Source organism: Alcanivorax sp. (genome assembly GCF_002733835.1).
Classification (GTDB): Bacteria; Pseudomonadota; Gammaproteobacteria; order Pseudomonadales; family Alcanivoracaceae; genus Alcanivorax.
On the sequence record NZ_NVWY01000015.1, the window covers coordinates 56,278 to 64,256 of the forward strand.

7 protein-coding genes are annotated in these 7,979 nt (G+C 60.6%); 2 read left to right on the forward strand and 5 right to left on the reverse strand.

Going from position 1 to position 7,979, the window contains the following annotated elements:
• Nucleotides 1–116: 116 nt before the first annotated feature.
• From COA55_RS09100 to def, 5 genes are all read right to left on the reverse strand, one after another.
• Nucleotides 117–1,568, reverse strand: coding sequence for a TrkH family potassium uptake protein (locus COA55_RS09100; RefSeq protein ID WP_063520359.1), 1,452 nt, complete (start codon nt 1,566–1,568; stop codon nt 117–119).
• Between the two features lie 157 nt (nt 1,569–1,725).
• Nucleotides 1,726–3,102 (reverse strand): Trk system potassium transporter TrkA, encoded by a 1,377-nt coding sequence (gene trkA / locus COA55_RS09105; RefSeq protein ID WP_063538233.1) that lies wholly within the window; start codon nt 3,100–3,102, stop codon nt 1,726–1,728.
• Nucleotides 3,099–4,442 carry a 16S rRNA (cytosine(967)-C(5))-methyltransferase RsmB gene (gene rsmB / locus COA55_RS09110; RefSeq protein WP_290501678.1) on the reverse strand — a complete coding sequence of 448 codons (1,344 nt, stop codon included), beginning with the start codon at nt 4,440–4,442 and terminating at the stop codon, nt 3,099–3,101. The genes trkA and rsmB overlap by 4 nt, the downstream gene beginning before the upstream one ends.
• A complete protein-coding gene (fmt, locus tag COA55_RS09115) occupies nt 4,399–5,391 on the reverse strand; it encodes a methionyl-tRNA formyltransferase (RefSeq protein WP_290501680.1) in 993 nt (330 codons plus the stop codon). The genes rsmB and fmt overlap by 44 nt, the downstream gene beginning before the upstream one ends.
• Nucleotides 5,392–5,568: 177 nt before the next feature.
• Nucleotides 5,569–6,075, reverse strand: coding sequence for a peptide deformylase (gene def, locus COA55_RS09120; protein ID WP_063538693.1), 507 nt, complete (start codon nt 6,073–6,075; stop codon nt 5,569–5,571).
• A 147-nt stretch (nt 6,076–6,222) separates the two neighbouring features.
• Here def and COA55_RS09125 point away from each other — a divergent pair, with 147 nt between their 5' ends.
• Together COA55_RS09125 and COA55_RS09130 are read left to right on the forward strand one after the other, a co-directional pair.
• Entirely contained in the window at nt 6,223–7,293 is a 1,071-nt protein-coding gene (locus tag COA55_RS09125; RefSeq protein WP_290501683.1) for a LysM peptidoglycan-binding domain-containing protein, read from the forward strand.
• 174 nt (nt 7,294–7,467) lie between these two features.
• The coding region (locus COA55_RS09130; protein ID WP_197468854.1) for a DNA-processing protein DprA at nt 7,468–7,979 on the forward strand (512 nt) is incomplete at its 3' end.

Here is a 7,979-nt window from a genome sequence, read left to right on the forward strand (position 1 = left end):
TCGCTAGCACGCTTTCAACGAAGTCGCTGTAGGAGCACCGTTCAGGGTGCGAACCGTGCGAAGCACGGGGCGGTAAGGCATGACAGATTCTCCCCTCCTCGCGCTACTCCTTTACTTCACTGTTTCCAGAACATCGGCGTGAACAGTACCAGCAAGGTAAAGATTTCCAGGCGGCCTGCGACCATCAGGATAGTCATCATCCACTTGGCGCTGTCGGTGATGTTGGCGAAGCCGCCGCCCACCTGGCCGATCCCAACCCCCAGATTGTTAAGGCTGGCCGCAACGGCGCTGACGGCGGTGGCCAGGTCCATGCCGGTCATGGTGAAAAGCAGGGTAAAGATCACCGAAATGGTGATGTAAACACCGACGAACCCCCACACGGCTTGTAGTACCCGGTCAGGAATGGACTGGCGGCCAAAACGCAGGGCGAATACACCGTTGGGGTAAATCAAGCGGCGCAGTTCGCGAATGCTGTGGTGGAAAACCAGTGCGGCGCGCACGGCTTTCATGCCGCCGCCGGTGGAGCCGGCGCAGCCGCCGATAAAGCTGGTAAAGACCAGCAGAAACGGAATAAACCCCGGGAAGGCGGCGGCATTGGTGCTGGTCAGCCCGGTGCCGGTGCTGAATGAGGCAACCTGAAACGCAGAGTGGCGAAGGGCGTCATCGAAGGTAAAGTCATAATGAAAGAACAGCAAGCCGGCGGTGATGATGGCGGTATAGATCAGGAAAAGACCGATGAAGAAACGAAATTCCGGATCCCGCAGGTAGGCAAACAGTGAGCGGCCACGCCACATGGCAAAGTGCAGGGCAAAGTTGAGCCCGCCGATCAAGATAAAGGCGGTGGCGGTCCAGTCGATCAGGGGGTTGTCCCAGTAAGCCATGGAAGCGTCATGGGTGGAAAAGCCGCCGGTGGATACGGTGCTGAAGCTGTGGCAGATGGCATCGAACATGGTCATGCCAAATGCCCAGTAGAGTAAGGCGCAAGCAATGGTAATGAACAGGTAGATAAACCACAGGGCCTTGGCGGTTTCCGCAATGCGTGGGGTGAGCTTGGCGTCTTTCATGGGGCCGGGAATTTCCGCCTTGTAGAGCTGCATGCCACCGATGCCGAGCATGGGCAGGATAGCCACGGCCAGTACCACTACACCCATGCCGCCCAGCCACTGCAGTTGCTGGCGGTAGAAGAGCACCGATTTGGGCAGAAAATCGATGCCGGATAAAATGGTAGCGCCGGTGGTGGTAAGCCCGGAGACGGATTCGAACACCGCATCGGTGAAGCCCACGGGGACGTCGTCACTGATGATCAGTGGCAGCGCGCCGATAACGCCGAGCACGGACCAGAACAGGGTGACTACCAGAAAGCCGTCACGGGTTTGCAGTTCGGTTTTGTTGCGGAAGAACGGCAGCCAAAGGCTTAAGCCCAGCGCCAGGGTAATGACGAAAGAAATCAGGAACGGGGTTTCGCTGCCTTCCTGATACCAGTAAGACACGGCCACTGGCGGCATCATGGTAAAGCTGAAGACCACCAGCAGCAGGCCGAGAATTTTTGAGATTAATGCGAAGTGCATGATTAGCAGACCTGGTCGGACGTCGGACGTCTGAGGTCTGACGCTAAAACATCTATGCGTGGGTTGGGTTCAAAGGCGTCCGACGTCCGACGTCCGACGTCCGACCGCTGTAAAGAAACCGCCAACATTCCCGCTGCTCCAGCTACCATAGAATGCCCTAAAAAAACGTAAAGCCGACCTGGAACAGTTTTTCCACGTCCCGGGTGCGGCGTTTGTCGATCAGGAACAGGATTACGTGGTCGTCCGGTTCGATCACCACATGGTCGTGGGCAATCAGCACTTTTTCGCCGCGCACGACTGCACCAATGGTGGTGCCTTCCGGTAGATCAATTTCATCGATGGCGCGCCCTACCACTTTGGACGACTTGGCGTCGCCATGGGCAATCGCTTCAATGGCTTCCGCTGCGCCCCGGCGCAGGGAATAAACGTTGACCACATCGCCCCGGCGCACATGGCTGAGCAGGCTGCCGATGGTGGATTGCTGGGGTGAAATGGCAATGTCGATGTCGTGGCCCTGCACCAGATCCACGTAGGCCGGATTGGAGATCAGCGTCATCACCTTGCGGGCGCCCAGCCGTTTGGCCAGCAAGGAGGCCATGATGTTGGCTTCGTCATCGTTGGTGAGCGCGCAGAACACATCGGTGTTTTCGATGTTGGCCTTGAGCAGTTCGTCCCGGTCGGTGGCCAGGCCTTGCAGCACCACGGTCTGATGCAGTTTCTCGCCCAGCCATTCCGCCCGTTTGGGCATGCGCTCCAGCACTTTGACGTTGTAGCGATGCTGAATGGTTTTCGCCAGCCGGTAACCGATGTTACCGCCGCCGGCGATCACGATGCGCTTGTAGTTATGCTCCAGGCGGCGCAGTTCGCTCATGACCGCACGGATGTCGTTTTTGGCGGCGATGAAGAAGACTTCATCGTCGGCTTCGATCACGGTGTTGCCTTCCGGGATGATCGGCCGGCCGCGGCGGAAAATAGCAGCGACGCGGGTATCCACGTTGGGCATGTGCTTGCGCAATTCGCGCAGCTCGTTGCCCACCAGTGGGCCACCGTAATAGGCGCGCACTGCCACCAGCTGTACCCGGCCACCGGCGAAGTTCACTACCTGCAGGGCGCCAGGATGTTCAATCAGGCGCTTGATGTAGTCAGTCACTACCTGTTCAGGGCTGATGATCACATCAATGGGCAGGGCGTTTTCGTTGAACAGTTTTTCCGAGCGGCTGGTGTAGTGGGCGGTGCGAATGCGGGCGATCTTGGAGGGGGTGCGGAACAGGGAGTAAGCCACCTGACAGGCGATCATGTTGACCTCGTCAGAGTTGGTCACCGCGATCAGCATGTCCGCGTCTTCGGCGCCGGCTTCCTTGAGCACCGCCGGGTAGCAGCCCATGCCGCGCACGGTGCCGATATCCAGGCGGTCACCCAGCTCGCGCAGGCGCTCATCATCGGTGTCGATGACCGTGATGTCGTTGCGTTCATTGGCCAGGTTTTCGGCCAGAGTGCCGCCCACCTGGCCGGCACCGAGAATAATGATTTTCATGAACTGAGTCGGGCCCCCGATTCTTTACGCAGGCAAGCCAGGTAGAAACCGTCCGGACCGTGTTGTTCCGGGAGCAGCTGCCACCCTGCGTCCACCATTGTGGCCCCTTCCGGCCGTGGCGTCACATCCCGGGCCTGTGGCTGGCGTTGCAGGAAGTCACGAACCTGATGGTCGTTCTCGTCGCGCAGCACCGAACAGGTGGCATACACCAGCATGCCGCCGGGATTGAGCAGCGGCCATAGTGCATCCAGCATGCGTGCTTGTAAATCAACCAGTGCGGGAATGTCCGACGCTTTGCGGTGCCATTTCACATCGGGCTGGCGGCGCAGGATGCCGGTGGCGGAGCAGGGTGCGTCCAGCAGGATGGCATCGAAGGGGGTGCCGTCCCACCAGGATTGCGGGTCGCTGGCGTCGCCTTGCAGCAGGGTGACGTCGGTGCCCAGTCGCGCCAGGTTCTCGCGGATGCGGGCCAGTCGCTTGCCTTCCAGCTCCAGGGCGGTGAGGTCTGCGGCGGGGAATTTCTCGCGCAGCTGCCCGGTTTTGCCGCCGGGGGCGGCGCAGGCGTCCAGAATGCGGCCGTTGGCCGGGGCCTGCAGCAATTCGGCGGGCAGTTGGGCGGCTTCGTCCTGCACCGAGAGGGCACCTTGCTCAAAACCGGGGAGCTGAAATACCGGCCGGGCGGGCTGCAGGTAAATGCTGTAAGGGGCAACGCTGCCGGCACGGGCGCCCTCGCCCAGGGCGGTGAGGGCATCGGCGCGTTGTTGCTGCTGACGATTCACCCGCAGGGTGAACGGCGGGGTTTGCAGGTTGGCGCGGGCCATGGCGTCGGCGTCGTCGGGCCAATCTTTTTGCCAGCGTTTAAACAGCCAATCTGGCAGGCTCAGCTGGATGTTGGCGGGGGCGTCGGCCACGGCTTGTTCAATGGTGATCTGGCTGGCCTTGCGCAGTACCGCATTGCTCAGGCCGGCGGCCCAGGGGGCTTTCAGCTTGCGGCATAGCTGCGGGTAAGCATTGACGATGGCGTGGGCCGGGCGGTCACTGAACCACAGTTCATAGAGGCCGGCCAGCAGTGCCAGCCGCACCGGCTGGGCGCTGGCCTTTAGCGGTTTGGAGAGCTGTTGGTTGAGCCAGTGGTTGAGCGGGCGCAGGTGACGGCATACGCCGAAGCAGATATCGCGCATCTGGCCGCCGTCGCTGCCTTGCAGGGGAAAGTCGCGCAGCACTTCGCGCAGGCTTTCGCCGTCGCCCTTGCCGGGGAGCACCCGGTTGAGGGCGCGCACGGCGCTCAGGCGCGGGTCAGGCGTTGCCACATTGATCACCAGACGCATCGGCAATGGCATCGCCCAGCGGTTCGCCAACGGTGAACAGGGCGGGGTTGCCGCGCAGCAGGTCTGACACCGCCATGCGCCGTTTGCCGGGGAGTTGCAGCTCTTCGAGGATCAGGCTGCCATCGCCGGTGGCCACATGGATGCCCTGGTCGTCCACGGCCAGGATATGGCCGGGCTCGTCGCTGTCCTGCCCCGGTTGCGGGCTTTCGCTGGCCTGCCAGATGCGCATGGGCTGACCGTTGAGTGGCACCCAGCTCACCGGGAAAGGATTGAAGGCGCGGATGCGGTTGTAGAGCGCGCGGGTGGGCAGGCGGAAGTCCAGCCGTGCTTCAGCCTTGCTCAGCTTGTGGGCGTAGGTGACGCCTTCGTCCGGCTGCGGGGTGGCGTTGGCCAGGTGGTGCTCCAGATCGTTCAGCACGGTCACCAGCAGGCGCGCGCCCTGGGCGGCCAGCCGGTCGTGCAGCTCGCCGCCGGTTTCCGTGTCGCCGATGGGCAGGGCTTCACTGAGCAGCATGGGGCCGGTATCGAGCCCCGCTTCCATCTGCATGATGGTGTTGCCGGTTTGGGTGTCGCCGGTGGTGATGGCGCGCTGAATGGGGGCGGCGCCACGCCAGCGCGGCAGCAGCGAGCCGTGCACGTTGAGACAGCCATGGCGAGGAATATCCAGCACTGCCTGGGGAATGATCAGGCCGTAGGCCACCACCACCAGGGCATCCAGGTTCAGGTCGCGTAACTGCTGGCGAGTGTCTTCGCCCTTCAGGGTTTCCGGCTGCAGCACGGCAATTCCGTGGCTTGTCGCCAGCTGTTTGACCGGGCTTTGCTGTACTTTCTTGCCGCGCCCGGCGGCCCGGTCCGGTTGGGTGAGTACGGCAACCACGTCATGGTCGCTGTCCAGCACGGCCTGCAGGCTGGCAGCGGCGAAGTCCGGGGTGCCGGCGAAGGCAAGGCGTAAGGGTTTCAATGAGCGGCCTCTTTTGAGTGGCGAGCTACGAGCTTCTAGCTACGAGCTTTCGCGATTGAAGATGTGTGTAAGCTGCAATGCCACAGCGGCGCAGAAAGGCGGGCGCGGACACTGACGTGAATCCATGAAGCGGTGCGATCGCGCCTCGCAGCTAGTAGCTCGAAGCTGTTAGCTGGGTTATGCCTGCTGGCGGTGGATCTTTTCCAGCTTCTTCTTGATGCGGTCACGCTTCAGTCGGGAAACGTAGTCCACGAACAGTTTGCCGTCCAGGTGGTCGATCTCGTGCTGGATGCAGGTGGCGAGCAGTTCGTCCGCTTCTACTTCGAAGGCGTTGCCGTCCCGGTCCAAGGCATTGATCCGCACCCGCGCCGGGCGCTTTACCTTCTCGTAGAAACCGGGCACCGACAGGCAGCCTTCTTCGTAGGGCGCCAGTTCATCGGTGAGTGGCGTGATCTGCGGGTTGATGTACACCTTGGGCTCGTTGCGCTCTTCGGACAGATCCATCACCAGCAGGCGCTTGTGCACGTTCACCTGAGTGGCCGCCAGGCCGATGCCGGAAGCGTCGTACATGGTTTCGATCATGTCGTCGATCAGTTTGCGAAGCTCGTCATCTACCTTTTCCACCGGCTTTGCTACTGTGCGTAGTCGGGGATCAGGGAATTCCAGTATTTCCAGTTTAGCCATGTACCTTCTCGGAAGTTGCGGTAGTACTCGAATTTCGGTTGCTAAATATATGATCGCATTGCTAATATCCAAAAGGAACCGCGTCTACAATAAGGGACCGCGGCCGCTCTCGGGGATGAGTCCAATAATGATAAAAGGAATCCGATGATGATGAAATCGGTCCAGCGCGCCTTGACCTTTGGCCTGGTGCTGGCGGTGTCCGGTATGGCCTCCGCAGCGGTGGTGCTCAAAGACGGGCATCCCAGCAAGTATTTCGTGAAAAACGGCGATACCCTTTGGGATATCAGCGGCCGTTTTCTGCAAGAGCCGTGGCAGTGGCCGGAAATCTGGCAGATCAATGAGGAAATCAGTAACCCTCACTTGATCTATCCCGGCGACGAAATCCGCCTTTCCTACGTTAACGGTGAGCCGCGCCTGTCGGTAAAACGGGGCGTGGAAGAGACCGTGATGTCCAATGGTACCGTGAAACTCACCCCGCGGGTGCGTGAAATTGCCAATGACGAAGCGATTCCGGCCATTCCTGCCAGTGCGATCCAGTCTTACCTGAAGGAAGGGCTGGTGGTAGACCGCAAGGAAATCGTTGAAGCCCCCTATCTGGTGGGTGGCCGCGATCGCCGTGTGATCTTCGGTGAAGGCGATACTGTTTATGCCCGCGATACCGTGACTAAATGGGAAGACCTGGATCAGGGTTACGGTTTCTACCGCACCGGCGAGCAATATGTGGACCCGGATACCAATGAAGTGCTGGGTTACGAAGCTCGCCAGATCGGCCTGGGCCGGGTGGCCAGCCACGATGATGACATGATTACCCTGCGGGTTACCGACTCCAGTGAAGACCTGCGCATCGATGACCGTCTGTTCTCCACCGAAGATCGCCGCGTGCGTGCCGTGTTGTATCCATCGGCACCGGATACCAAAATCGAGGCGAAAGTGATTCGCTTCTTCGACCGTCTTAACAGTGTGGCCCGCAACGACGTGGTGGTGATCAACAAGGGGCTGCGCGACGGCCTGAAAGAAGGCAATGTGCTGGATATCTATGGCCAGGGTGAAGTGGTCCGCGATCGTCAGCAAGGTGACATGGTCCAGCTGCCCCGTGAGAAAACCGGCTCCATGGTGATCTTCCGGGTCTTCGACAAGGTCAGCTACGGCTTGATTATGGAGTCCATGCGGCCTATCTATATGAACGACATCGCCGAAAGCCCGGCGGGCAGCTACTGAATAGTACGCTAAACGCTTGAGGCTGGACGCCTGACGCCCGCAAAGACACCCTTTTCAAGGATGAAAAGGGTGTCTTTGCGTGTTTTGATCTGTGTTTTATGGTCAGGTTACGGGCATCGACTGCCAAACATTGGGCGGTAAACATCATTCCAACGCACACAAGGAGGTGGGCGAATGGACGGACAATTTAAACGCCTGCTATTGCAGGCGTTGTTTTCCCCGTCTTCAGCGGCCCTGGGCCGCGCCCTGCAACAACACCGGATTGCTTCGGCGCCGGTATCGGATTTTCTTCCCCTGCTACCGGCCGGCCTGAAAGAGCGTGCCCGGCTGCTGGACAATACCGGCAAGCTGCCCGTGTACTTTGAGCAACTGCGTGAGCAGGGTTGGCGCTGGATTGCGCTGGGGGATGCGGACTACCCGCCGTTGCTGGCACAGATCAACGACCCACCCGGCGTGATTGCCGTGCGCGGCAGCGTGGAAGCATTAAATGCGCCTTCGCTGGCCATGGTGGGGGCGCGCAATGCCTCTGCGGACGGCCTCGACAACAGCCGCCGCTTTGCCCGCCAGCTGGCTGGTAGTGGCTTTGTCATTGTCAGTGGCCTGGCGCTGGGCATTGATGCGGCCGCTCATCGCGGTGCGGTGAGTGCCGGGCGCACGGTGGCGGTCATGGGCAGTGGCCCGGATTG